Consider the following 22,796-nt stretch of genomic DNA (forward strand, 5'->3'; position numbering starts at 1 on the left):
TTGGTTGACGAAGCCACAGTTGAACTGTTTACAGCCTTCCGATTCGCAAGAAGCCTGGAGTCGCTTAGCCGCTTGACTGGTATAAGAAGAGATAAAGCGAAGAAACTCCTCTATGGAGACACTGCCAAGTGGAGGCTCAGGTGGAGTATAAGTTTCCACAAGATAGGCTTAAAAGTAATAGGTGTTTTCACTGAGAAAGTCCCGGCCGAGCCTCCACCCTTTGTCCTTAAAATTTTTCCACTTGAGGGTTTGAGCAAACTATATCTTGTCGTCGGGCTTGCAAGCAATAATTTTCTCGAAGGATTCCTGAACACGCTAAAACCTCTCTATGTTGTTAAGGGTTTAGAGTTTTCTTTTTGGGTCCCAGACAAGCTACTTGTCAAGGCAGGATACGGTTTCAAACCACAGGACTACCCTGGCATTATGGATTTGATGGAGCTTCCAGAGGAGGAGCCCTTTTTACGTGTCCCCGACAAGGTTGACTGGGCGATTCTGACACATAAAATGAATTCTCCATTTAAAAGGTTCAAGACTGCCTATGAAGACGCGCGAAAAGAAGACCCCTCGCTTAAGCCTATTTCTCCACAGGCCTTGACGCTACATATCCAAAGACACATTTTGCCGCTGTGGACTGGCAACTACGGGTACCCCTACTTTCCTGATCCTGAGAGACCAATAGAAGTTTTTTACTTGGAGGGGTGGAGATCGCATGTAGCTTCGCGTCTAGCCGCGAGAATTCCCGGAACCCATTTCGTTATAATCGACAATAATCGTGCAATTATAGTTGGACAATACACTGGACCCAGAAAGGCTGCATTACTAGCAACAATCGGAGGCGTGAAGGCTAGCGTCCCCCTCTCTGAACTCGTGTGCCCTCCTGGAAAAGAAGAGACATACATGTGGCGCTTCTGGAGATTTGCCTCAAACAAAAAATATGTGCTACCAAGTGAAAAACCGACGAGAATAGAGGATACAATTATCTAATCCGTATCGATGGAGTGCCTCTCTTTCTTTCTTTTTATCCTTGAAGCTAGTTCCTCGACTCTGTACTGTAATGTCGATAGAGTTTCCAGCGAGAAGAATTTTCCTGTTACATAGATTAGTATAAGTGAGAAGAGCAAAGACGCTAAGAGGTAGACTGGTGTTTCGGGTGGTAGTTGTGAAGCTATCATGTCTCTGGCCATTATGGTTGGCTGGGTTATGGGAAGTATGTAGAGGAGGGCTCTAACGGCTGGCCCATAGAAGCTAGAGGGTGCAAAGACGATGAGGTAAGCCGGTACAATGAATATTATGCCTATGGGGCTCATGAGTGTATTTGCTATCCTCACGTCTCTGCTTAGGGCCCCGACTATTACTCCAATTGAGGCGTAGAAGAATAGTGATAGGATTAGGCTCAGTGCTAGAAGAGGTATACCACTTGCTGGCACCACCTCTGAGAGACTTGTCGGCATACTTACGAGGGTCTGTGCATTGGGCGTTGGAAGGCTGAAGGCGTAGGACAGTATGCCGAAATAGAGAACAAGGCCGATGACTTCGAAAACTGTGCCCACGAGCGAGACTATAAACATTCCTAGAAGCTTTGATACAAGTATCTGTGTGCTTGAAACTGGTAGGGTTAAAAGTGTCTCGAGTGTTCTTTCCTCGTTTTCAACGGCCATGGATGTTGCAGACATCTGCATTACTGTCATTGCTATGCCCATTACGATGAGCGGCACAAAGAGCGCTGAGAGGGAAAAACTAACCATGAAGGCTGGACCATAGGGGAATAGTAAGTTCTTTGAGGAAAGATAAGTCACTGATGTGACGTTCACAGGGTTTTTTACAAGTTCTAAGGTGAGGTTTGTTCCATTGATAAGGAGACTGAGAATGTAGTCATTTACAAGTTGCTGGATGGGGGTTATCTCGATGCCTGAAAACATCGACAGTTCTTCGATAATGCTGATGAGCTGTATTTTTGCCGGTTTTTTCTCGGCTATTTGTGCGCCAAAGCCTCTGTTGATTACTAGTAGAACACTAATTTTCTGTTTTGCGAGGCTGTTGGCTATTTCTTGTAGTTTTTGTTGAGGGTCTCCGGTAACTCCAATTACTTGTATTCCATTGTTTTCTAGGTATCTTATGAGTCCTTGGCTGTATGTCGTCTTGTCTAGGTCGAGAACCGCTACAGTCTTTGTGCCAGAGATTGCTTGCTGAACCGCTGACTGCATTGGTAACAAGATCACTAGGGCAATGACGGGCATAGCAACGGCCGAAAGGATAAAGGGTAGGAGAATTCTTGGATCCCTTAGGAGATCCTTTACCTCCTTGAGAACTAGCGCGCGGATCATGCGGCTTCACCTTGCTTCGTGACCATAAAGAATAGTTCTTCCAGGTTTTTAGCTCCTCTCTCTTCGAGGAGCTCTTTTACACTGCCTGTTAGAACAATGCTTCCCTTGTTTATCATTGCGATTTTCCCGCATAGATTCTCGACTTCGAGCATGTTGTGGCTCGAGACTAAGACTGTTGTGCCGAATTCGCGTGAGAAACTAAGTATGGTTTCCCTGATCTCTTTTGAATGTATCACGTCGAGTCCAGCCGTCGGCTCGTCAAGTATGGCTAGTCTAGGCTTAACCATAAGGGTTCTTGCTACCTGTATCCTGCGCTTCATACCCTTGCTATAGTTTTTCATTTTCTCGTGGATCTTGTCGCCGAGAGAAGCTATCTTTAAGCCGAGCTCCAAAGCCTCCTCTGCCTCGCGTGTCTTGCCGAAATATATCTCTGAGATCAGCTTTAGGAATTCGTAGCCAGTCAGGTTTCTATATGTTCCTGCGTCTTCTGGGAGATATGTGACTACTCTCTTTAGCCTTGGGGATCCAGGCTTCTCGCCCATGATTTCTACGTGCCCCGATGTGGGAGGAATTAGACCTGACAGGATTCGGAAAGTGGTTGTCTTGCCTGCACCGTTGGGGCCTATTAGTCCAAATATTTCTCCCTCTTCTACTTCGAAGGAGACATTTTTAAGTGCGTAGAACTCTCCAAACTTTTTAGATAGCTCTTTTACGATTACAACCTGCATTAGTCTCTCATAAGAAATTCTTTTTAACTTTATTAATTTTTTTCGCCCCTTGTCGAGAAATAAAAATAAAAGTTGGAACTACCAAGGAGTATGTATGGTGTCCCATTCAGCCATTGAAGAGACAGCTACAGTTTTTTCGGCTGGTCTTTTTGCAACGTTTCTTGGCCTGGTGTTGGCAGGCATAAGTCCATTTTTGTTGCCGGTTGTCCAGCTTTTAGCGGTGTATCCTTTCTATTTTAAAGCGATTAGAGGAGGCAAACTAAGATATGCCGCGTTACTCGTGTTCCTGTGGGCTATAGCCGTGTCATTGGCTATAATTTTTGCCACTATCTCTCAGAGAAGCCTAGTCTCTGGCCGCATTATAAATGGCGAGGCCTACGTTTCCGAGATGTTTGAATGGATAAGAACTGGGAGGGGGCCCGAGGGTGACCCTTCCCTTTTTATGATACCAAAGATTAGAGAAATTGCTGTCTTTACGGCTTTATCCCTTGCAAGTGTAGGTTTGCTTGGACTTTTCCTTGGAGCCGTCCTGCTAAACTACATGAATTATTACGTGGGGGTCTTGATACTACATGCAAAGCCTGAACATCTTCTCTGCGTCGTCTTGCTCTCATGGCAGATTTATGCCTTGCTACGTGTTGTGGGCTATGTTCTTTTGGGAGTTGCCTTGTCGAGGCTCAGCCACATAATTATCTTTCAACACAGGTTTACCGTTGAGAAGGATGTTAAGAGGCTCCTCTTCTGGTCTCTTGTATTCATAGCCCTAGACTTTTTATTAAAGAGCACCGTTGCCAATACGTTCTATCAGCCACTGTTGCAAATGTTTACGAATATTTGATGTGAATCTTTCCATCAGAATTTTTAAAAGCATAGAAGTTTTTCTGTAGATGTGTCTGCGGAAAAAGAATGCAAGCCTGGACCATCTTGCCCCAACGGCGTATACGTGTATGATTTCGAGAAAAAAACTTGGAGGCTAGAAGAGAAACTGCCATTCAAGGAGAACGGATACTACGTGATATACTTCGACAATTCAAGTTGCCCCGCATGCAGGAAATTCGACCAAGAATGGTTCAGCTTCGTAGAATCCCTAGACCCCCCTACACCCACCCCAATCGTTGTTCTCTGCGACTGGTTCGCGAAGATATGTAAATCTGAACACGCGAAAAAGCTTTTTGAAGTATTCGATGTCCACATCTCTCCAACGGTCTTCTTCATGATTAGGGAAAATGGAAAAATCACGAGGATGTTTAAGCACGAGGGCTTGCTTGACAAAGAGAAACTTGTTTTCCTTCATAGGGCTTTCAAGGAATTTGCAGAGGAAGATGCTCCACAGCAACGAAGCAGGTAGGGCTTATTTAGTGCCTATTTCTCTTACAAGGCTCATTGCCGCTTTTCTCACGGCTTCCCTGCTGGAATACTTGGGACTCCAGCCCATTCTCTGTAGCTTCGCTATGTCTAGATGCATGTATTTAACGTCTCCCACCCAGCCTCTCCCACCCATTACTCCGCCTGTAAACCTATAGCTCACGTCCCTGATGCCCATAACCTCTACCACTATGTCTGCGACTTCTTTGACGGAAATTGCATCTATACTACCCACGTTGTAAGGTTCGAAGCCTTCCTTGGTTTTCTCCCAAGCGTAAATAGTAGCATCGACCGCGTCGTCTATCCAGATATAGCTCTTTGTCTGTGTGCCGTCTCCAAGTATTTCGAGCTCCCGCGGGTTAGCCTTGAGCTTAAGGATAAAGTCTTTAATGACCCCTCTTGTGGCCCGGGGACCCACAACGTTTGCATAGCGGAGAGCCACGCCCTTGAACCCGTACGTGTGTGCATAGGACGAGATTAGTGACTCACATGCAAGCTTAGATGCGCCATAGACAGAGATAGGCTTTAAAGTGCTGTCCTCTGGCGTTGGTAGCTTTTGTGCATCGCCATAGACAGTGCTCGACGAGGCAAAAACAATATCTTTTACATTTTTCTTTCTCATGGTCTCTAGCAAGAGATAAGTTGCAAGGATGTTGTGTTCGAAGTGTTCTCCTGGGTCGCCAATCCTGACCTCTGGGTTAGCCGCAAAATGGAAGACTGCGTCTACTCCATTTATTGCCTTTTCTAGGTCTTGTGGACTCCTTATGTCTCCTCTGACTATTTCGACTTGGTCTTGAATGTGAGATAGGTTCTTTAAAGTCCCAGTGGAAAAATTATCGAGAATCTTTACTTCGAAGCCTTTTTGTAGGAGCTTTTCGGCTAAGAAGCTACCTATGAATCCTGCTCCACCTGTTACTAGAACCTTCACATTTTTCGATGACCAGTAAAAGTATATAATTTTTCTCTTTTACCGGGAAATATTAATGTTAGAAGTCAGCTACGGCCGCACTCTTCATGCCTCCGCAAGCCTTCCGGTTGGTCGTCATCCCAACTTAATGGACATAAAAGACTTATTAAGGTTTTTCCCGACATTCATCATGCCTGTAGAGACCAGATTTATATCGTTCCAGCAACTAATACTTACTGTTGAATGTGAGTTTTGAGGAGGCTGAAATTTTGAGAGAGCATGCTGAAGCATTTTTAAGGAACGCCGAGGAACTCTTTCAGAAAGGAGTACATGATCTCTCAGCCTTCAACTTGGAGCAATACTGCCCGTTAATTTTAAAATACAAGCTATTGGTGAAGACGGGAATGTACCCAAGAACACACTCCCTAATGACGCTTATTAGGCTTTTAGCTAATGTCACAAGCGGGTTAGAGGTTCTATTCGAGGGTGAAAACATACTTATGATAACAAAGATTGAGGACGCTAATATAGGGGCAAGATACATGCCTAGGAGATATGAGAAAGAAGAAGTTGAAGAAATGCTGAAATTCGTCAAGGAGGTATTTAGAAATGTTGTCGAGAGAGTCTGAAAAAGTCATAATGACAGGATACAGGCATTTTAAGAGCCTGGAGAATTATAAGGAGATAGCAGAGAAAGTCAAACAAATTGTTTTATATAGATGGCCCAATGCCGAAATATACATTTTGGGGTCTACGGTGAAAGGAAATTACACGGCTACAAGCGATATAGATATCCTTATTGTATTGGACGACAGACCAGACAGGGAAGAAGAATACATGGTTAAAGCCGAGGTTTATGCTCAAATAGATGCACCAATAGAGTTACATGTAGCTTCGAGAAGCGAGTTCGAGAAATGGTACAAAAAGTTCATTGGTGAAGACCTCGTCAGGATTTAAGCTTAACCTGCTCTCAGAGAAGAGTTAGAAAGACCATTAGTCAATAAAATAGAGTTGCTAGGAAAAATTGTTATCTGTTCTGAAATTTAGTCTAAATCCCATATTTCCAGCTTTAAGACAGAAAAAATCAATCTTTTTCTTTTCCATGTTTCAGGGTCACTGTTAAAATGATTAGGCCGAGCGCTATGGATGCATAGAGAGTTACTATGTTTGTATTGTCGTAGGATAGTTGATATTGTGATGTTTCATATCCCTTGGCCTGCACTGTTGCCTTGATTGTTGTGGGGCCCAGAATTATTAGTGGCTCATATGTTGCTATGCCTGTTTCATTTGTGTATAAAACTGTGTATTCGTTTTGTAGCAAGCTGGTCAGGGTTAGGTGGATGGTTGCATTTGGTACCTTTGGTGTAGTCTTAATGATAAAGACGGGTTTTAATAAGTATTCGGATCCGCTGGGCGTGATTTCTACTTTTAGTGGTCTTGGGAGGACAGTTATGTTGCCCGAGTAATAGGTTGGGAAGTAGCCCTCCCTTGTGGCGAGAGCCTCGATTGTCCAGTTGCCCGTGTCGTCTAGGACGAGGCTTATTTTTTGGATTCCAGCTAAGTTGTAGATTTGTGACGTGCCGTTGGGAGCCGTTATCGTTACGGTAGTTTTTGCGTCAGGTGGACTTGTAGATATTTGTAAAGTCAGAGTGTCGTTGAAGAAGAGCTGGCGGGGATGTGTAATTTTTAGGGAGACTTTTTCCCTTATGGCTGTAGAGGGGTAAATTTTGTAGGTGTATGTGAGTTCAGCATTGACTGTTCCTGTATACACAAAAGTTATGACGCCTGTGAGGTTGTTACCTTTTCCTTCTCCCAAACCCTTTACTATTGGCAGATAGCCGGGGACCGGAGGGTTTGTCCCGATGTATCTTCCGGGAAACTGGGGCTCAATGGGGATCCAGCCGACTCTGGGGACGTATACCTCTGCGTATGCATGCAAATAGTTGGACTCTCCTTCCGGGGGCTTGAGGTCGAAGGCGGAAACTACTCGGGCTGGCAGACCCGCGGCTCTAGCTATTGCAACATATAAACGTGCAAATTGTAGGCATGTTCCTTGCTTTGAGTGGAGAGCCCATAGTGCTCCAAGTTGCCATGTGCCCGTTATGGAGCCTAGCTCTGCATTATATTTGATTTCCCTGGAAACATAGTCGGCTATCTTTGCAAGAAGCTGGTTAATAGTTGTTGCTCCTTGAAGCATACTTGAGGCTATTGTGGCTATCTCGGGGGAATCACTCTCTATGTAAGGGGACGATTTGAGAAAAGGCTTTACCTCGTCGGGGAGACTTTTTAGGGCACTAAGAGGTATGCTCTCATTAATGATTTTTATCTCCTGCAGCGCTACCAGCCTAAATTTCAAAGTAAAGGGGGTATTTGTTACTTTTATGTTTTGATAAACAGCGTACCTGTTTCCATAGGGGTCTACTTCTATTTTGCTCGGTTTCGGCAAGATTATGGGGCCTACTGGTTGCTCTAGGTCTAAGATCCAGGGAAGAGCGATCTTGAGCTCTTCTACTTCTCCATGTCCTGTCAGCGTGACGGTCCAGTTGAGTTCGACTATGTTTTCTCGGTCGACATAGCCGTTATAAAAGAATGAGTCTTGAGTCTTTCTGCTGGTGCCCGCGGCTGATGCTTGGACGTAAACCTGGTAGTAGCCTCTTAGGGCTGTCTCTGGAAGACTATATGTAAAAATTGCTTCGAAGGCCTCAACGATTCCTGTCTGGGTAAGAGTTATGTTCTTTGAGTCGTCAAAGATTACTATGCCGAGTGGATTTGCCAAGTAGACACTCAGGGTTATTACGTTGTTTGTCTGGCTAGGTGTTTTTGCTTTTAGAGTTATCCTCACTGAAATTTCTTCCCCTGGATAAAATGTCCGGTTTTTCCTCTGGAGAAAAACGCCGCTCTGTATAGTGCCAATGCTTGTTTTTAGCTCTAGGATTTCTATGGTGCTAGGCGTGGACCAGACGCTCAGGGCAAAGGTGTAGATTAAGGCTAAAAGAAGAATGCTGAGATATTTGGCTGGGAAAAATTTTGACATTTTCATGGACTCTTCTTGTGAAGTATGTGTCTTAGAGCGCACGGATTGTTTGTTATTACGCCCTCGATGCCCATGTCTAAGAGTTTCTGGGCTATGCTGGGGTCGTCTACCGTCCACGTGATAATCTTGTAGCCATTTGACTTTATCTTTGATACCAAGTCTTTGTCGAGAATCTCGTAGTAGGGGAGTATGGCTTCAGCCCCCAGGTTTCTCGCTATTTCTAGGTACTCGTCGTCCCATTCCTCCAGCAGCACTCCAATACTCAGTCTTGGCTCGAGGTTTTTCACGCGTCTAATTGCCTCTGGGATGAAGGATGTAACGATTGCATCGTCGATCATCTCGAGTTCCCGTAGGGCGTCCACGACTTCTCTTTCTGCCCCTGTCACCTTCAGCTCTATGTCTACGCTGAGCCTTCCCTTTGCCAGTGCGAGAACTTCGCGTAGTGTAGGTATCTTTGCTTTGCCCTGTATGCTAAGGCGTAGAAGCTCTGGATATGTGGTCTCGCTGATTTTTTGGTTTGTGCCTAGTGTTCTTTCTAGCTCGTCGTCGTGGGAAATAACTGGTATACCGTCCCTAGTTACTCTAACGTCGAACTCAATCCCTGTGGCGCCACACTCGACGGCTTTCAGGAACGAGGGCAGAGTATTTTCTGGCTCGAAGACTGGTGCCCCCCTGTGACCCGTTAGTAGAAAGTTTTTCCCAGGCATAATTATTGATTCATGGAAAAGTATAAATTTTTTAGTTTACAAATATTTTTGATTACAATGGCCTATCTTCCGAAAGCCCTTTTGAGAAGGCTCTATGTCAAGGGAAGCATGAAGATCGAGGGAGGTGCCCTCTCGTTTAAGCTTAGGAATAGCCTTGCAACTGCCACGGTAAACGAGCCTTTGAGGCTAAAAATAGACGGGTTGGATATTGACCCGAGCCAGATAACAATAAAGGTCGGCGACAAGACGATTAAGTCTTCAGACGTGTCCGAGACAAACACTTTTGAGATTCCCGTTGGGACAGACGTCGAAATAATTGTGCCTGGCAACTTTTCGCCAGGCAAGCATAAAGTCGTAGTCGAGGTTACCGTTAAAGGCTACGGAAAAGGAAGCTTTGATTTCGAGGACGAGGCAAAATAGCTTTGCAAAAATAACAAGTTTCCTTTTTTATATTATTGCGTTTCCAGTTGCTTTGTCGAATATGTGTATGTGCTGGTACTGGAAGCCTATGTAGATTTTTTCTCCGGGAGCAGCTTCGAAGTGGCCGGGATATTTAGCTTTCAATATTGAGTCTCCATGCTTGAAGTCAATTATTGTCTCTGAGCCCAGGGGCTCTGTTACGAAGACTTCTACTTGATAGCTGTCTTGGAACGGCTTTTTATCCACGATTATGTGTTCGGGGCGTATTCCGAATATGACTTCTGAGGGGGCGCCTGATTTTATCATTATTTCTGACAGATCCTTTGGAAGCTTAACCTTGAATACTCCAGTATCTAGGTATGCCTCGTCACCCTTTATTGAGAGCGATGCATTGATAAAGTTCATGGCTGGCGCGCCTATGAAGCCTGCGACAAAAGTGTTGGCTGGCTTAAAGTAGAGTTCGGCTGGCTCAGCTAGCTGCATAATTTTTCCCTCATTCATGACTGCCACTCTATCTGCCATTGTCATTGCTTCTGCCTGGTCGTGTGTCACATAGATAGTTGTTATGCCTAGTTCCCTCTGAAGTCTCTTGAGTTCTGCACGCATGTATACTCTAAGCTTTGCGTCGAGGTTGCTTAGCGGCTCGTCCATTAAGAAGACCTGTGGCTGTCTCACGAGCGCCCTCCCCAGGGCGACTCTCTGCTGTTGGCCACCGCTGAGTTGCCTGGGATACCTGTCTAGCAGTTCTTCTATGCGGAGAAGTTTTGCAACTTCTCGTACCCTTTTATCTATTTCTTCCTTTGGCAGTTTCCTAATCCTAAGGGGGAAAGCAATGTTATCATAGACCTTCATGTGTGGGTAGAGAGCGTAGTTCTGGAAAACCATCGCAACGTCTCTGTCTTTCGGGGGAAGATCATTTACCAGCTTGTCGCCAATGTATATTTCGCCCTCGTCAGGTGTTTCAAGGCCTGCAACCATTCTGAGCGTGGTAGTTTTTCCACAGCCGCTTGGACCCAGCAGGACAAGGAACTCTCCGTCTCTCGCCTCAAACGATACCTTGTTGACAGCTACGACTTTTCCAAAAGTTTTCACGAGATCCTTGACTACAACTTTAGCCAAGACTTTGCACCTCTCGTATTATTTTGGCCTTTATCTCTATATAAAAATTTTCCCAAACATTATTTTATTAACAAAAACATTTATAAACCATCTAGGTATGTCAGCAGTGTAGGGACAATACAGCCTGGCTCTGGCTTAGTTCTTCTTTTCGAGAGTTGCTGCCTTGATAAATTCTAGGTAAATCGGCGAAGGCCTGTTCGGCCTGCTCTTGAATTCTGGGTGGAACTGGACTCCAACTATCCAAGAGTCGCCTTTGACCTCTATCGAGTTGATAATGTTTCCCGAAAGGTCTGTCGAGGATATTACTAGGCCGTGGTTTTCAGCTATTTCACGGTACTTTGTATTGATATGGTAGCGGTGTCTAAACCTTTCGTAGATGACCTCCTGTTTGTATGCCTCGTAGAGCCTTGTGCCAGGGATTACCTTTACAGGATGCGCTCCAAGCCTCATCGTCCCCCCGAACCACTGTAGGGACTTCTGTTCTGGCAGAAGGTCTACGACTGGGTGAGGAGTATTGGGGTCTATCTCGGTAGAGTTGGCCTCTCGCAAGCCTGCCTTGTATCTCATGAACGCAATGAATAGTAGCTGGGCTCCAAAGCATATTCCAAGGAATGGCTTTGAGTTTTCGATGGCGTAACGCGCCGCTTGGATCATTCCCTCTACTCCTCTTTTTCCAAAGCCTGGGGTGAGCAGTATACCGTCAGAGTTCTCGATGAGAGACTCAACTTTTTCGGGTTTTTCTTCTAGGTCTTCAGCCTCAATAAATATCCTCTTCACCTTTACTCCTAGATGTGCCCCTGCGTGGCTTAGGGCCTCGTTTATGCTGATATAGCTGTCCTGTATCATTGTGTATTTTCCAGGCATCGCTATGACGACTTCCCCTTTAGCTGAGACAAATTTTTCTACTATGCTTTGCCACTTGTCATATTCTTGTAGTTGAATGTTGTTCTCCAAGCCTAGTATCTTTGTGAGGTATGTTCCCAGTCCCTGCTTTTCAAGTATGATGGGTAACTTGTATACTGTTTCGAGGTCTGGATCCGAGAAAACAGCTTCCCTCGGGATGTTTGAGTAGAGGGCTATTTTTTCTTTTACGTCCTCTGGGAGTTCTCTGTCTGCTCTCGCGATGACTATGTCTGGCTGGAGGCCCATGCTCTGTAGCTCCTTTATGCTGTGCTGTGTAGGCTTTGTCTTTAGTTGCCCAATACTGGATAGGTATGGAACCAGCGTGACGTGAACCAGGGCTGTATGTCCAGGGGGGTTCTCGAGCCTAAACTGCCTTATGGCTTCCAGGAAGGGCATTGCCTCTATGTCCCCTACGGTGCCTCCTATTTCTACTATCAGAACATCGGGCTTACTCCTTTCTGCTACCTGCCTTATCCTGCGCTTGATTTCGCCTGTTATGTGTGGGATCACCTGTATGGTTTTCCCAAGATATTCCCCTATCCTCTCCTTTAGGATAACGCTTAGGTAAACCTGTCCACTCGTGATGTTGTTTGAGGGGTGCATATTTATGTCGAGGAAACGCTCATAGGTCCCGAAGTCCTGGTCGATCTCGGCTATCCTGAACTTGTAGCCGGGTGCGGGCTCGAACTCCCAGACGTCTTCGCATACAAATACTTCGCCGTGTTCGATTGGGTTAAGTGTGCCAGGGTCGACGTTCAGGTATGGGTCTATCTTTATCATGTCAACCTTGTATCCGCGGAACTGCATTATCTTGCCGATACTGGCCGCTACAGCTCCTTTGCCCAGGCCACTAACGACTCCACCAGTCACGAATACGAACTTGGTCGGCATAGCCTTGTTGTTGGAGACAAAGATATAAGCTATTTGGTTGGGGAAACGTCACGTGAATAGTGCCTATAGTGAGCTTAGGAGAGATGCGTCGCGGGATGTAATGCTTAAGAAAATACTGGACGAAGCCATGAAGCATTATAGGTCTTCGCACCACGATTTCTCCCACGTGGAAAGGGTCTACAACCTTGCCATGCGGATTGCCCGTGAGCTTCCGGGCAGTGTCGACCTAGAAGTTCTAAAGATAGCAACGATACTACACGACGTTGCTCGACACTTGGAGGACGAAGGACATATAGAGGATCACGCGTATGAGGGAGCGAAAATAGCGAGAGAGATTCTTGAAAAATTGAATTTTCCCAAAGAAAAAATAGATGAAGTTGCCTACTGTATAAGTGTACACAGGTTTAGGAAAGGTGAAAAGCCGCGAACCATAGAGGCACAGATACTGCAGGACGCAGATAGGCTTGACGCAATTGGAGCTATCGGCATAGCGAGGGCCTTCGCTAGGGGAGGCTGGATGAACACACCTTTCTGGGACCCGGAGAAGCCGCCGAAGCCCGAATATGACGGTTACTCTGAGACCGTTATAAATCATTTCTACGAGAAGCTTCTCAAGATAAAGGACACACTGAACACGGAGCCTGCGAAAAAGATCGCTGAAGAAAGGCACCGCTACATGTTGGAGTTTATAGATAGATTCCTCAAAGAATGGCAAGGCTTATTGTAGAGACTTTCCTAGTTCTCGTCACTTGTGGGCTAGACCCGTTATTTCGTTGATATCTCTGTAGCCATTCATAGCTAGGTATTCCTTTATTCCATCAAGAAGCTGGCCTATTGCATGGAAGCCTTTTTTGAGCACTGTGCCTATGCCAATTGCCTTTGCGCCTGCAAGTAAGAGCTCAACTGCGTCCTGCCACGTCTCGACGCCACCTGTGCCTATGATCGGCACGTCTGGGAATTCTCGGCGAAGCTCGTACACTATCCTCACTGCTATGGGATGGATTGCTTTGCCAGAAAGCCCCCCAACTTTTCCTCCAAGTACAGGCTTCTTGGCGTTTATGTCTATAGCCATAGCTTTTAGAGTATTTATCGCTGTAAATCCGTCTACGCCCGCGTCGTAGGCCTTTCTAGCTATATACAGGTAATCGCCGTGCGCACTCAGCTTAAGGAATATCTTGTAGCCCGACGCCTTGACCTCTGAGATAATGTCGTGAATTGCTTTAGGATCCGACATTAGGTCTGCTCCTAGACCCTTTACGTGTGGACAACTTGCATTGAGCTCGAGGGCGTCTGCGTGTTTAAGGTGTTCAGCTATCTTGAGCGCCTCTTCTGGAGTCGAGGCGCCAAAGCTCGCGATTATCGGGACGTTGATTATTCTCTTTGCCTCTTCGAGTATCTTGCCCATCTCCTCTGCGCCTGGGTTTGGGAGACCCATGGAGTTCAGCAAGCCGTATTCAAGCTCGTAGACTACGGGGTTCTCGTGTCCTTTCCGTGATTCAAGCGTCGTTGTTTTAGAGGTTATTGCTGCCGCGCCTGCTTCTTCTGCCCTCTTCATTAGCCCGATGCTTACCCCGAGTACGCCTGAAGCAATAATTATGGGATTCCTCAATTTTAAGACGCCCAGGTCTACAGAGAGGCTTGGCTCGCTACGCATCATTTCACCTCTTCTATTGGGATTGGCTTACCTGTTGAGTCATGCCAAAACCTCCCGAAATCCACAGTTTTTAGCAGCGTTTCTCCATCGAAGACTGGCCCGTCTCTGCATACCCTAAGTCCCAATGGCTCTAAGACGCAGGAGCCACATATGCCTATGCCACATTTTATTAGTCTTTCAAGCGAGGCTTGAGTTTTTATGCCTCTGTTTAAGGCGAGCTCTACTAGTTTGTACATCATTTGTTCTTTTCCACAGGTGTATAGCGTGGCGTAGATGTTTCTATCTACTAGCTGTCTCGCCACGTCTACCGCTGTGCCCCTGACTCCGAGGCTTCCATCGTCTGTGGATACTACTAGTCTGTCAGCATATTCCTCAAATTCTGAAATCAATATTGCATGCTCCTTTGAACGGAAACCCAATACAACGTCGGGCCTCACGTATCGTCTTGCTAGTTCTCGTGCCAGGAATAAGAGAGGTGCAACGCCATAGCCTCCGCCTACAATCAGTGCTTTTCCACCTTGTAGCTTGAAGCCATTGCCGTATGGACCCCTAAGATACAGTTTATCCCCTTCTTTTATATTCTCGTGGATATAACTTGTTACTTTTCCCTTCCTAGCGATAACCAGACAAAAAGTTTCCCCATCTACAAGTGACAAGCTTATAGGTATCTCTCCAACTCCCGGAACCCAGACCATTACGTATTGTCCTGGGTCGCTATTGAAAGTCTCGTTGATGCTTAGGGTATACATCTTTATGTCTCTCGTAAGATTTCTAACTTCTTCTACTGTGGCTACCCGATATGGCAAGCTAATCACCTGTCCTGCAGTGTTTCGTAGCTTGTTGGAGCTTCTAGTGGGTAAAATTTGCCCCTGACATCCTCGTAGAACTCACCCTCTTCATAGACTGTTCTTCCCCTCAGGAAAACTGCATGCGTCTTTGTCCTTAAGACGGCCCCCTCAAAGGGAGAATATTTAGCCTTTGAGACAAACTCATCCGGCCTTATTTCCCAGCTCTCTTTTCTAAGCACTACGAGGTCTGCGTCACACCCAATGCTGATGCATCCCTTGTTTATCCCTAGAAGCGACGCAGGCCGAAAACTATAGAGGTCTAAGACTTGGATAGGCATTCTCCCTTCAAGAATTTCTCGGAGTAACAGGTGTAAAGCCACCTCGAGGCCAGGGAAGCCTGAAGGAGGATCTTCCCCGAGCTTTTCTTCGAGAAGGTGTGGCGCATGGTCGGTTACAATGGCGTCTACGAGCATTTTATTTACAGCGATGTAGAGTGTCTGCCTATCTTTTTCGCTTCTGAGTGGAGGATTTACTTTGGCGATGTTTTTTCTCGAGGTTGTATAAAGAGAATCGTTAAGCAGGAAGTAGTGTGGAGCTGTGTCGAGAGTCACTGGATGACCGGCGAGTTTTGCTTTTAGGATTTCGATTATTGAGTCGGCGAGAGAGATATGTGTAATATGTGTCCTAGCACCTGTCTGCAACGCTAATTCTAGTGTTTTCTTTACGGCGCTCTTCTCTGCCTCTGGCGGCCTTGCTATACTATGCAGGATTTTGGCGTCGGGTTTTAAAAGTATTGGGTCTTCTGCATGGACAACAAGTATTTTATTTTGAGAAGCGATGAGCCTGGCAAATTCCTCTACAATTGGGCTGTACAGGTCTTCTGGATAGATTTTTCCACCTATGTAGAGGTCCTTGCATTTCGAGAGTTCTTCGGGTCTAATGTTAAAACCCGCATAGAAGGCATAGTCTACAATTGATTTCCTTTTTGCCCTTTCAAGCTTCTCGCGTAAAATGTTACAGTTGTTTGCTGGAGGCTTGTTGTTTGGCATGTCGGCTACAAATGTTACGCCTCCCTTCACAGCGGCCATTGAGCCTGTTCTCCAGTCCTCTTTGTACTCGAGGCCTGGCTCCCGCATGTGGACATGGATATCCACCATTCCTGGCACCACGAGGAAGCCATCCCCGTATTCACGTCTACGCGCTGATGGCGGAATATTGCCAGGAGATGTGAGCGAAACTATTTTTTCGCCTGAAATGCCGATGGCGGCGTTTACAACTCTTCCCGTGATGTAGGCTTTTCCCAAAATAAAGAAGTCTGGTTCTTCATGCATGTTGTTCTTCGACCTTACTATTCTCTTACTAATTGCTGTATGACTTGTTCCTCTGTTACTATGTCTTCGCAGTAGTAGCATTTTAGCTTGAGCGGAGCAATGGATACGAGTTTGAACCTTGTCTCTATGGGCTCTCTCTTGGTATTTGTGACGCAGTTGGGGTTTGGACACCTAAGCAAACCTTTTATTTCCCCTGGAACTTGGACTCTCCTCTTTTCTAAAACCCTGAAGTCCTTCACTATGTTTATAGTCGCTGTGGGCGCTATAAGCGCGATCTCGTCTACTTCTTTTGGCTCGAGAAACTTGCCCTCAACCTTAACAATGTCTTTTCTTCCCAGCTTTTTGCTCGGGACGTTCATTACTATGGCTATAGTTGACCCCTCTTTGCCGCTGAGTCCAAGAATCTTTAGTACGTCCAGTGCCCTACCCGCAGGTATGTGGTCTATAACTGTTCCGTCCCTAATTTTCCTCACGAGTAACTCTTCACTCATTTATCTCACCCCTCGAGAACAAGCTTCAACAGAGCCATTCGAAGGGGTACCCCTAATCGGGCCTGCTCGAAGTATTTGGCATACCTGGTGCCGTCAACTTCCAGGGCTATTTCGTCTACCCTGGGCAATGGGTGGAGGACTATTAGGTCTTCCTTGGCATTTCTGAGAAGCTTTAAGTCCACGATATAGCTCCCCTTCACCTTTTCGTATTCAGAGGGGTCTGGAAAACGTTCACGCTGAATCCTCGTCACATACAGGACGTCTAGCTCTCCAATAACTTCGCTTGGGTTTTCAACTTCTTCAAAGCTTATACCCCTCTCCCTAAGGATGCTTGTAACGTCTTCACGGGCCCGTAAAAGCCCTGGAGAAATCAGATATATTTTCTTGGGGCTGAATATTGAGAGGGCAAGGATAAAGCTTGCCGCGGCCCTCCCATACTTTAGGTCTCCAAGTACTCCATATGTCAAGCCATCTATCCTGTTCTTCAGCCTTCTCACAGTGAACATGTCGAGCATTGCCTGGGTTGGATGATGCTTTCTGCCGTCGCCCGCGTTTATTACTGGGTTTTCTGCTATTTCTGCGGCGAATTTGGCGGCTCCCTCCAGCTTGTGTCTAATAACAATTATATCTGCATATGAGTCGAGCATCCTTATCGTGTCTGCAATGTTTTCTCCCTTGGCTATCGAGCTTTTTTCTAGTTCTCCTAGATCCAGGTAGCTTCCTCCAAGCCTCAGGATCGCAGACTGGAAGCTGAGGCGGGTCCTAGTGCTTGGCTCGAAGAATGCTGTCGCCAGTATTTTGCCCCTTAAAACGTCCCTATATTTTGTAGGGTCTCTGAGAATATTCTCTGCTTCTTGGAACAAATACTCGAGCTCTTCCTTTTTAAAATCGAGGATGGACAACACGTCTCTCCTATAGAATGGGTTGAAACCTACATGTGTATTTGGGCTTGGAACCAAATGCCCGCTCCAGAAAACTTTTCTTTGGTTTATAAGTTTTTCTCTTAGCTACTTTTTCGCTCTAAGTATGCTTTCAAGGGTGGTTAGACTGTCGAGAGAGACGCCTATGTTTTGGAGAGCTTCCCTTGCACCTTCTCCTCTATCGACAACTACTAGGGCTTTTATAACTTCTAGTCCCTCGCCCCGAAGTAGACCAATGATGTCTATTAGTGTCCCGCCCGTGGTCGCAACGTCGTCTATCAAGAGTATCTTTGAGCCTTTGACATAGTCTCCCTCGAGCTGTTTCATTGTTCCATGTGTCTTCTTTTCTCGCCTGGCGTAGATGAGAGGCTTAGACATTTCGTAGGCTATAGCTGTGGCTAGGGGAAGACCTCCCACAGCTATTCCACACACGTAGTCAAACGAATATTGTCTAGCTTTTTCCGTCATGAGTTGGACAACCCTCCGGAAAGCCTCGGGATACGATGGTAGCTTTCTCAGGTCAACGTATATGTTGCTAATCTTTCCAGAGGTAAGCCTGAATTCCCCTGTCTTGACAGCCCCTATCTGCCAGAGTATTTCCTCTATCACCTTAGCCACCTCCTCTGCTCCTCCACTATTTTTTCAGCGACATCGCGAGGATCCCTACTCATTGTCAGCATCCTCCCCACGATTTCAAAGTCGGCCCCATGTTTTAAGGCTGTTCCAGGCTCTGCGCCCTGCGCTCCGATTCCAGGCGAAATAATCGTGTATCTGGGGGGCAGATACTTGCGCGCCTTCTGTATAAGCTCTGGCTTAGTCGCAGGCAAAACTACGCCACTAAGACTCAGCCTTGTAGAATACTCCAAAAGATCCCCAAAATGTTGATCTAGCAACCTGGCCTCTGGGTGACTCATAGCTACCAAACCAAAGACGTCTAGGCTAATATTGTCTTTGTCATTTAAAACTTCTTCGAGCCCCAATGGGAAAAGGTGCAAAATCGCACCGTCAAAGCCGTTTCTCTCGATTAGACTTAGTTCTTTCTTAACTACGCTAGGTATATCTGCAAGCTTGAAGTCAGCCAAGAAGTAGAAGTCTCCCTTAAACCTACCTATAAGTTCAGCCACGTCCGAAATATCCATAGCGAGCACAAGGGGCAACCCAATCTTTATGCCCACAACGTACTTCGCTATTTCTTCTAGAAAGATATCAATACTCTGGGGAGACACTCCTCCAGGCAAATCATCGAGTGCAACAATTATTCTTGAAGATTTTGCTTCTCCTAGTTTCCTCAGCTTACCTATGTCCACATGCATCGAAAATATGAGGCCAAACTATGCTTTAAGAACTTTTAGATGTTTACAAATGCCGAGTTTTGTTTAAATTTTCGACATACATAATCTTACCTATATGGTCACAGACACAGTTGAGTTTGACAGGAAAGCTGGGAAAAGTCGCTGGCTAATAGTGATCTGCGGGATGCTGATAAACTTGGCTCTCGGGGCTGTGTTTGCATACAGCATTCTTATAGTGCACTTCAAAACCACCTTTGAAGAACTGTACGGCATAAGCCTCAGTGCTACAGAGTCACAACTGCCTTTCATAACAGCTTTATTTGTTTTCTCGTTAACTATGCCCCTCATGGGGAAATATATTGAAAAACATGGTCCAAGACTCATCGTTATAATTGGTGGAATACTTGTAGGTCTCGGCTGGTTCGCATCGTCCTATGCTAGAGATGTTTTAACCCTTGTTTTCTTTTATGGAGTGATTGTAGGAATTGGCCTGGGGATTGCATATAATGCCCCCATTGTGACTTCTGGAAAGTGGTTTCCAGAAAAGCGTGGACTAGCAGTAGGCTTAACGGTGTTAGGTTTCGGATTGTCCGCAGCCATTGTTGGACCACTCATTGATTTTCTCTCTTCATCGATTGGATTTCTCAATGCTTTGAGAGTCCTAGGAATTTTGTTTATAGCCTGGATCTGCATGTGTGCTATTCCTCTGAAGTTTCCGCCTCCAGGAAGAACCTCAAATACTGGATCTTATTCGGCAACGTCGCTTAAAGCAAATCAAGGCGCTCCCCGGGACTTTATGCGTCACGAGATGATAAGGACGAGAACCTTTGTTGGGCTTTGGCTTTGCTATACTATTGGAACCCTAGCGGGGCTTATGGCGATCGGCGTAGCTAAGCTTGTTGGCCTTGAGGTTGCACAGAGAGCTGGAATACCAGTCAGCGAGGCTTCTGCCATGCTTACATTGTTAGTTATACCGTTTGCAGTTTCTAATGGGCTGGGTAGACCTATATTTGGCTGGATGACTGACAAGATTGGTCCCAGGAATACTGCGATATTGTCGTTTGGACTAATATTCACGTCGTCGATACTTATGTCCATGTTTCCTTCTTCTTTGACGCTTTATGCCATTGTATTTATGATTTTATGGATGAACCTGGGAGGGTGGCTAGCTATTGCACCAGCGTCTACCGCAAGATTTTTCGGTATGAAGGATTATGCTCGAAATTATGGATTAGTCTTCACGGCTTATGGCGTGGGAGCAATCCTCGGAAATCTTCTTGCCGGGCAAGCAAAGGATATATTTGGCTCATACATAGCTGTATTCCCATACATAGCATTCCTAGCACTAATTGGAATCATAATTGCAACGACAATAAGACCCTTCTAGCTTTTCCTAGAACTGGTATTCTTGTTTCCTGTGCTTATTTTCTTCAACAGGTATCAAATATTTGAGAAAAATGCATTTAAGATCTTTTAGATAAAAACAATCTTTTCCAAGTATTTTTAAAAAACTTTTACATGTTTCTTTGTAAAGTTATGAAATTCTCTGCTATAGTCCCTAAGAGTGTTATAAAGCTTTATAAATAAATTCACGTATTCTGAATAAAATTCACTAGTGAAGGGGTCAGGGTTAGCTCCGTCCTGCAATACTTCTTTAAACCTGTAAAGAGCTTCTTTATAGCTAATAAGACCGTTAGCTAAAGCGAAGTGTAACCATCCTCCTATAAGTGTTGGTTCGTAGTCTTCTCTAACGACTAGAAGCGGTATGCCGAATATGTCCGAGAAGATTTGTCTCCATGTTTTCATGCGTAATCCGCCACCTCCTCCATGGATAATTGAAGCATTCAACCCGTTTTCTTGTAAGGCATTGTAAATCATTTTGAGAGTAAATGCTACTCCTTCCATTATGGCTCTTAAAACATCGTTTCTAGTGGTTGATAGGGATGCTCCGTAGAGAACTCCTCTAAAGTATGGATCACGAATTGGAAACCTTTCGCCGGTCAAGTAGGGTAAAAATATTAGCCCATTGGCGCCTGGAGGCGAAAGCTGTGCTTCTACGTCCAACAAAGAGAATTTGTCTATACGAGCCGTATCTGAAACTATTTCTTCGGCTGTAGCAAATGATTTTAGGAACCATTCAACTGCGATACCCGCATTGTTTATAGCTCCTCCAATTATCCATCTTGAGTTTCCTGCATAATAACTGAAAAATCTCATGTCGTATCTATCCACTTGCGGTTCAGGCTTTGTTAATCGAATCGCAGCACTTGTACCTACATTTAAAGCAAGTGTATTTTCTTCGATCGCTAATACTCCAAAGCTATGTGCTCCAGCGTCGGAAACGCCAGGATAGACGGGAGTGCCTTTTTTAAAACCTATAAGTGACGCGGCATCACTCGTCAGCTCAAGGTACTCTTTTTCACCAATAACAAGCTCCGGAAGATTTTCCTCTGAAAGTTGAGCCAAGCTCACCGCATGTTCACTCCACTTCAAAGAATGTATATCCACCATTTGAGCACCTGATGCTGTTGAAGCGTCAACAACCAAGTGACCTGTAAGTTTTAAAAGAGGAAATTCTTTGACTGAAACAGCGATTTTATGTTTTGTGTCTGGTTTAAGTATTTTCTTTAAGTAAATAATCTTTGGAAGTGGATAAATGATAAGTGGTGGACATCCCGTCTCGTGATAAAGATCATGATTCTTCAGACTAAGCTCGTCTAGATGCAGGGATAGACGTGTATCTAAGTAGGTAATTAGCCTTGATAACGGTTCTCCATTTTTATCTAGAAGCATAGCACTATGCATTTGCGACGTAAAGAAGATTGCTTCTGCTTCGCCACCTGTCACTCTGGAAGCGTGTCTTAAGGATGCTACCACCTTCGAGTATATATCGTAAGGGTCTTGCTCCGCCCTGCCCGTGGCATCAACCTCCAGGTTTACTCTTTCGTAATGTAGATCAAGCAGTTGACCGTCATCGTCAAAAATACCTGTCTTTATATTTGTCGTTCCAATATCAATAACAACGGTTGTCATAAATTTCACTATGCTTTTACTGCTCCTTTAACTAGCCCTACTACTACATATTTTTGAACCAGCATGTAAAGTACTGAGGGTACAATTCCAGCAAAAATTGCTGTAGCAGCTAGACCGCCTGGATCAACTATTTCGCCACCCCATAGGAAGAATGTAGTAGCTATTGGCAAGGTATATTTGTGACTAGAATTTAGTAAAATCAAGGCAAAGAGCAAATCATTCCAAGATAATGTGAATGAGAAAATAAATGCCGTTACAAAGCCTGGTATAGCTACAGGAATAACGACACGCCACAATGCTTCTAGCCTTGTGCATCCATCAATTAGTGCTGCTTCTTCCAGAACGCTTGGTATACCTGAGAAATAGCTTCTCATAATTAGAGTTGAGTATGGAAGGGTATACGCTAAGTGAACGATTGATAATCCTAGCAAAGTATTGTACAGGCCAAGATAACGCATCATGACTAAGATGGGTACCATTAAGATAAATACGGGAAAAACATACGCAAAAAGTACAAGCCACATTACTATCCTTTTGCCTCGATAGCTGAATCTAGCCAAATTGTAGCCGGCAAGCGACCCAAAAATAACACCTATAATAGATGCAGTTAGAGAAACAATTAAACTATTTGTCACGTATACGATCATTGGGTCTGGTAAGGCCGCACGGAGACCCATGCCACGAAGAATAGCCTCCAGGGAGGGATTGAATAGACTGAGGTAGTTGTCTAACGTGATTTTTGTTGGGATTGGTTTCCATGCTTCTTCTGGTACAGATATGCTTGTCTTGAATGCCCAGAATGTGGGGATAATTATCCAGAGTAACAAGAGGATGACGCCCACGGCAATAATGATTTTGTTCAAGATTTTTCCTGAATGACCGGCCATCT

The 22,796-nt window shown here is 45.2% G+C and carries 24 protein-coding genes; 8 read left to right on the forward strand and 16 right to left on the reverse strand.

Features of this window, described 5'->3' with window-relative positions:
- Positions 1-984, forward strand: a complete 984-nt coding sequence (locus QXT17_RS03810) for a hypothetical protein (RefSeq protein WP_148682129.1) — start codon at positions 1-3, stop codon at positions 982-984.
- Here QXT17_RS03810 and QXT17_RS03815 read toward each other — a convergent pair.
- On the reverse strand, positions 981-2,324 hold the full coding sequence (locus QXT17_RS03815; RefSeq protein WP_020963057.1) for an ABC transporter permease: 1,344 nt from the start codon (positions 2,322-2,324) through the stop codon (positions 981-983). The genes QXT17_RS03810 and QXT17_RS03815 overlap by 4 nt on opposite strands.
- The gene (locus QXT17_RS03820; protein ID WP_020963056.1) at positions 2,321-3,052 is read right to left on the reverse strand and encodes an ABC transporter ATP-binding protein; all 732 of its coding nucleotides are present in this window, start codon (positions 3,050-3,052) and stop codon (positions 2,321-2,323) included. The genes QXT17_RS03815 and QXT17_RS03820 overlap by 4 nt, the downstream gene beginning before the upstream one ends.
- A 94-nt stretch (positions 3,053-3,146) precedes the next feature.
- On the opposite strand from QXT17_RS03820, the gene QXT17_RS03825 reads away from it, so the two are divergent.
- Together QXT17_RS03825 and QXT17_RS03830 are read left to right on the forward strand one after the other, a co-directional pair.
- Entirely contained in the window at positions 3,147-3,890 is a 744-nt protein-coding gene (locus tag QXT17_RS03825) for a hypothetical protein (RefSeq protein ID WP_020963055.1), read from the forward strand.
- A gap of 51 nt (positions 3,891-3,941) precedes the next feature.
- Positions 3,942-4,400, forward strand: coding sequence for a hypothetical protein (locus QXT17_RS03830; RefSeq protein ID WP_342783167.1), 459 nt, complete (start codon positions 3,942-3,944; stop codon positions 4,398-4,400).
- Between the two features lie 3 nt (positions 4,401-4,403).
- On the opposite strand, the gene QXT17_RS03835 is transcribed toward QXT17_RS03830, so the two are convergent.
- Positions 4,404-5,345 (reverse strand): NAD-dependent epimerase/dehydratase family protein, encoded by a 942-nt coding sequence (locus tag QXT17_RS03835; RefSeq protein ID WP_342783168.1) that lies wholly within the window; start codon positions 5,343-5,345, stop codon positions 4,404-4,406.
- Between the two features lie 224 nt (positions 5,346-5,569).
- On the opposite strand from QXT17_RS03835, the gene QXT17_RS03840 reads away from it, so the two are divergent.
- Complete coding sequence (locus QXT17_RS03840) at positions 5,570-5,953, forward strand: HEPN domain-containing protein (RefSeq protein ID WP_342783169.1); 384 nt, start codon at positions 5,570-5,572, stop codon at positions 5,951-5,953.
- Positions 5,934-6,281, forward strand: coding sequence for a nucleotidyltransferase domain-containing protein (locus QXT17_RS03845; RefSeq protein WP_342783170.1), 348 nt, complete (start codon positions 5,934-5,936; stop codon positions 6,279-6,281). Before QXT17_RS03840 ends, QXT17_RS03845 begins: the two co-directional genes overlap by 20 nt.
- A 127-nt stretch (positions 6,282-6,408) precedes the next feature.
- On the opposite strand, the gene QXT17_RS03850 is transcribed toward QXT17_RS03845, so the two are convergent.
- The gene (locus QXT17_RS03850; RefSeq protein WP_342783171.1) at positions 6,409-8,358 is read right to left on the reverse strand and encodes a transglutaminase domain-containing protein; all 1,950 of its coding nucleotides are present in this window, start codon (positions 8,356-8,358) and stop codon (positions 6,409-6,411) included.
- Positions 8,359-8,360: 2 nt separating this feature from the next.
- On the reverse strand, positions 8,361-9,065 hold the full coding sequence (locus QXT17_RS03855; protein WP_342783172.1) for a glycerophosphodiester phosphodiesterase: 705 nt from the start codon (positions 9,063-9,065) through the stop codon (positions 8,361-8,363).
- A gap of 57 nt (positions 9,066-9,122) precedes the next feature.
- Between QXT17_RS03855 and QXT17_RS03860 the strand changes: the two genes are divergently transcribed.
- Positions 9,123-9,485 carry a hypothetical protein gene (locus QXT17_RS03860; RefSeq protein ID WP_342783173.1) on the forward strand — a complete coding sequence of 121 codons (363 nt, stop codon included), beginning with the start codon at positions 9,123-9,125 and terminating at the stop codon, positions 9,483-9,485.
- A 27-nt stretch (positions 9,486-9,512) separates the two neighbouring features.
- On the opposite strand, the gene QXT17_RS03865 is transcribed toward QXT17_RS03860, so the two are convergent.
- Together QXT17_RS03865 and QXT17_RS03870 are read right to left on the reverse strand one after the other, a co-directional pair.
- Positions 9,513-10,604: an ABC transporter ATP-binding protein gene (locus QXT17_RS03865; RefSeq protein ID WP_052886597.1), complete on the reverse strand. Its 1,092-nt coding sequence runs from the start codon at positions 10,602-10,604 to the stop codon at positions 9,513-9,515.
- Between the two features lie 135 nt (positions 10,605-10,739).
- Positions 10,740-12,398 (reverse strand): CTP synthase, encoded by a 1,659-nt coding sequence (locus tag QXT17_RS03870; protein ID WP_342783174.1) that lies wholly within the window; start codon positions 12,396-12,398, stop codon positions 10,740-10,742.
- Between the two features lie 52 nt (positions 12,399-12,450).
- On the opposite strand from QXT17_RS03870, the gene QXT17_RS03875 reads away from it, so the two are divergent.
- On the forward strand, positions 12,451-13,125 hold the full coding sequence (locus QXT17_RS03875; RefSeq protein WP_020963047.1) for an HD domain-containing protein: 675 nt from the start codon (positions 12,451-12,453) through the stop codon (positions 13,123-13,125).
- An 18-nt stretch (positions 13,126-13,143) separates the two neighbouring features.
- Here the strand turns inward: QXT17_RS03875 and QXT17_RS03880 are convergent, their stop codons facing one another.
- Genes QXT17_RS03880 through QXT17_RS03910 form a run of 7 tightly spaced genes read right to left on the reverse strand, consistent with a single transcriptional unit; the run spans position 13,144 to position 18,895 of the window.
- The gene (locus QXT17_RS03880; RefSeq protein ID WP_342814428.1) at positions 13,144-14,055 is read right to left on the reverse strand and encodes a dihydroorotate dehydrogenase; all 912 of its coding nucleotides are present in this window, start codon (positions 14,053-14,055) and stop codon (positions 13,144-13,146) included.
- Positions 14,052-14,858: a dihydroorotate dehydrogenase electron transfer subunit gene (locus tag QXT17_RS03885; protein ID WP_148684556.1), complete on the reverse strand. Its 807-nt coding sequence runs from the start codon at positions 14,856-14,858 to the stop codon at positions 14,052-14,054. The genes QXT17_RS03880 and QXT17_RS03885 overlap by 4 nt, the downstream gene beginning before the upstream one ends.
- A 5-nt stretch (positions 14,859-14,863) precedes the next feature.
- Positions 14,864-16,171 carry a dihydroorotase family protein gene (locus QXT17_RS03890; RefSeq protein WP_020963044.1) on the reverse strand — a complete coding sequence of 436 codons (1,308 nt, stop codon included), beginning with the start codon at positions 16,169-16,171 and terminating at the stop codon, positions 14,864-14,866.
- 17 nt (positions 16,172-16,188) lie between these two features.
- Positions 16,189-16,662, reverse strand: a complete 474-nt coding sequence (gene pyrI, locus QXT17_RS03895; protein ID WP_020963043.1) for an aspartate carbamoyltransferase regulatory subunit — start codon at positions 16,660-16,662, stop codon at positions 16,189-16,191.
- 5 nt (positions 16,663-16,667) lie between these two features.
- On the reverse strand, positions 16,668-17,621 hold the full coding sequence (gene pyrB / locus QXT17_RS03900) for an aspartate carbamoyltransferase (protein WP_020963042.1): 954 nt from the start codon (positions 17,619-17,621) through the stop codon (positions 16,668-16,670).
- Between the two features lie 48 nt (positions 17,622-17,669).
- Positions 17,670-18,200, reverse strand: coding sequence for an orotate phosphoribosyltransferase (gene pyrE, locus QXT17_RS03905; RefSeq protein WP_148682125.1), 531 nt, complete (start codon positions 18,198-18,200; stop codon positions 17,670-17,672).
- Positions 18,188-18,895 carry an orotidine 5'-phosphate decarboxylase / HUMPS family protein gene (locus QXT17_RS03910; RefSeq protein ID WP_342814427.1) on the reverse strand — a complete coding sequence of 236 codons (708 nt, stop codon included), beginning with the start codon at positions 18,893-18,895 and terminating at the stop codon, positions 18,188-18,190. Before QXT17_RS03910 ends, pyrE begins: the two co-directional genes overlap by 13 nt.
- A 94-nt stretch (positions 18,896-18,989) precedes the next feature.
- On the opposite strand from QXT17_RS03910, the gene QXT17_RS03915 reads away from it, so the two are divergent.
- Positions 18,990-20,261 (forward strand): OFA family MFS transporter, encoded by a 1,272-nt coding sequence (locus QXT17_RS03915; RefSeq protein ID WP_020963039.1) that lies wholly within the window; start codon positions 18,990-18,992, stop codon positions 20,259-20,261.
- A 116-nt stretch (positions 20,262-20,377) separates the two neighbouring features.
- On the opposite strand, the gene QXT17_RS03920 is transcribed toward QXT17_RS03915, so the two are convergent.
- Both QXT17_RS03920 and QXT17_RS03925 read right to left on the reverse strand, forming a co-directional pair.
- On the reverse strand, positions 20,378-21,907 hold the full coding sequence (locus tag QXT17_RS03920; protein WP_148682124.1) for a gluconokinase: 1,530 nt from the start codon (positions 21,905-21,907) through the stop codon (positions 20,378-20,380).
- Positions 21,908-21,915: 8 nt separating this feature from the next.
- A complete protein-coding gene (locus tag QXT17_RS03925; protein ID WP_020963037.1) occupies positions 21,916-22,794 on the reverse strand; it encodes a carbohydrate ABC transporter permease in 879 nt (292 codons plus the stop codon).
- Between the last annotated feature and the right edge of the window lie 2 nt (positions 22,795-22,796).

It is taken from the genome of Thermofilum sp. (genome assembly GCF_038871435.1).
In the GTDB taxonomy this organism is placed as follows: domain Archaea; phylum Thermoproteota; class Thermoprotei; order Thermofilales; family Thermofilaceae; genus Thermofilum; species Thermofilum adornatum.

Bases quoted from the DNA above. Each gene is read 5' to 3' on its own strand.
- QXT17_RS03825 (WP_020963055.1), top strand. From the start codon at position 3,147: ATGGTGTCCCATTCAGCCATTGAAGAGACAGCTACAGTTTTTTCGGCT.
- QXT17_RS03855 (WP_342783172.1), bottom strand. From the start codon at position 9,065: ATGCCTGGGAAAAACTTTCTACTAACGGGTCACAGGGGGGCACCAGTC.
- QXT17_RS03880 (WP_342814428.1), bottom strand. From the start codon at position 14,055: ATGATGCGTAGCGAGCCAAGCCTCTCTGTAGACCTGGGCGTCTTAAAA.
- pyrI (WP_020963043.1), bottom strand. From the start codon at position 16,662: ATGAGTGAAGAGTTACTCGTGAGGAAAATTAGGGACGGAACAGTTATA.
- QXT17_RS03920 (WP_148682124.1), bottom strand. From the start codon at position 21,907: ATGACAACCGTTGTTATTGATATTGGAACGACAAATATAAAGACAGGT.
- QXT17_RS03850 (WP_342783171.1), bottom strand. From the start codon at position 8,358: ATGTCAAAATTTTTCCCAGCCAAATATCTCAGCATTCTTCTTTTAGCC.
- QXT17_RS03820 (WP_020963056.1), bottom strand. From the start codon at position 3,052: ATGCAGGTTGTAATCGTAAAAGAGCTATCTAAAAAGTTTGGAGAGTTC.
- QXT17_RS03845 (WP_342783170.1), top strand. From the start codon at position 5,934: ATGTTGTCGAGAGAGTCTGAAAAAGTCATAATGACAGGATACAGGCAT.
- QXT17_RS03915 (WP_020963039.1), top strand. From the start codon at position 18,990: ATGGTCACAGACACAGTTGAGTTTGACAGGAAAGCTGGGAAAAGTCGC.
- QXT17_RS03860 (WP_342783173.1), top strand. From the start codon at position 9,123: ATGGCCTATCTTCCGAAAGCCCTTTTGAGAAGGCTCTATGTCAAGGGA.
- QXT17_RS03870 (WP_342783174.1), bottom strand. From the start codon at position 12,398: ATGCCGACCAAGTTCGTATTCGTGACTGGTGGAGTCGTTAGTGGCCTG.
- QXT17_RS03815 (WP_020963057.1), bottom strand. From the start codon at position 2,324: ATGATCCGCGCGCTAGTTCTCAAGGAGGTAAAGGATCTCCTAAGGGAT.
- QXT17_RS03910 (WP_342814427.1), bottom strand. From the start codon at position 18,895: ATGCATGTGGACATAGGTAAGCTGAGGAAACTAGGAGAAGCAAAATCT.
- QXT17_RS03890 (WP_020963044.1), bottom strand. From the start codon at position 16,171: ATGCATGAAGAACCAGACTTCTTTATTTTGGGAAAAGCCTACATCACG.
- QXT17_RS03925 (WP_020963037.1), bottom strand. From the start codon at position 22,794: ATGGCCGGTCATTCAGGAAAAATCTTGAACAAAATCATTATTGCCGTG.